Source organism: Citrobacter sp. TBCS-14 (assembly GCF_005280805.1).
Taxonomy (GTDB): Bacteria; Pseudomonadota; Gammaproteobacteria; order Enterobacterales; family Enterobacteriaceae; genus Citrobacter; species Citrobacter gillenii.
Genome location: NZ_SZWM01000689.1, coordinates 1 through 714, shown reverse-complemented (window position 1 = coordinate 714; position 714 = coordinate 1). Strand labels below are relative to the sequence as shown.

Sequence of the window (714 nt, the reverse complement as noted above, 5' to 3'; positions counted from 1 at the left end):
TACCTATCCAAGTGATAGCGATAAGTGTAAAGCCGACACCTGCAACCATCATTAAAGTTTTTACTGTATCTTTCATTTTGTTCTCCTCTATTTATAACTCTATTCTATCAAATTGCTTTTACTTTATCAAATATTAACTGTTTTTAACCATAAATAATTTCTCATTTTCTTTTTTGCTTCTTCCACTTTGGAGAGTGCTGCGCGCTTTGTCAAAAGAATATACAGCTTCAAAGCGTTCATCTGAAATTGAATAACTTGAAATTATCACGATGTTATTTTTAGCCATTACAAATGCCCAGTCATAAAATTCTTGACTATCGAATTGATTAATATAACCTTTTTGGTGACTTTCTTCATAAGGTGGGTCAAGATATAGAATAGCTCCAGAAACATCACTAAAAGCGTGATAACTTTTGCTTGTAGCTTTTATTTTATTTAATTTTTGAAGTTGTTGAATTCGTTGAAGTTGTTCAAGTCGTTCAAGTTGTTGAAGTCGTTGAATTTGTTGAAATTGTTTGTACTTTTCAATCGATCTCTTATATGTTTTGGTCTGTTTATAACCACTAAAAACGTCATGCTTTTCAATTATTTCTTTAGCTAGATTATATTTTAAATCTGAAATTTCTTTAGAATATAAATAATCTCTCTTTTTATTACCGAAAGAGTTAATCAGCAACTTCAAAAAGTCATCTGTTGTCTTGTTTTCTTTCTCCT

Annotated in this window: 1 protein-coding gene; it reads right to left on the bottom strand. The window is 29.8% G+C overall.

The window, feature by feature from the left end; translation table 11 throughout:
• Window positions 1-133 precede the first annotated feature (133 nt).
• On the bottom strand, window positions 134-714 hold a 581-nt coding region (locus tag FDX22_RS30145; protein WP_222592545.1), incomplete at its 5' end, for a hypothetical protein.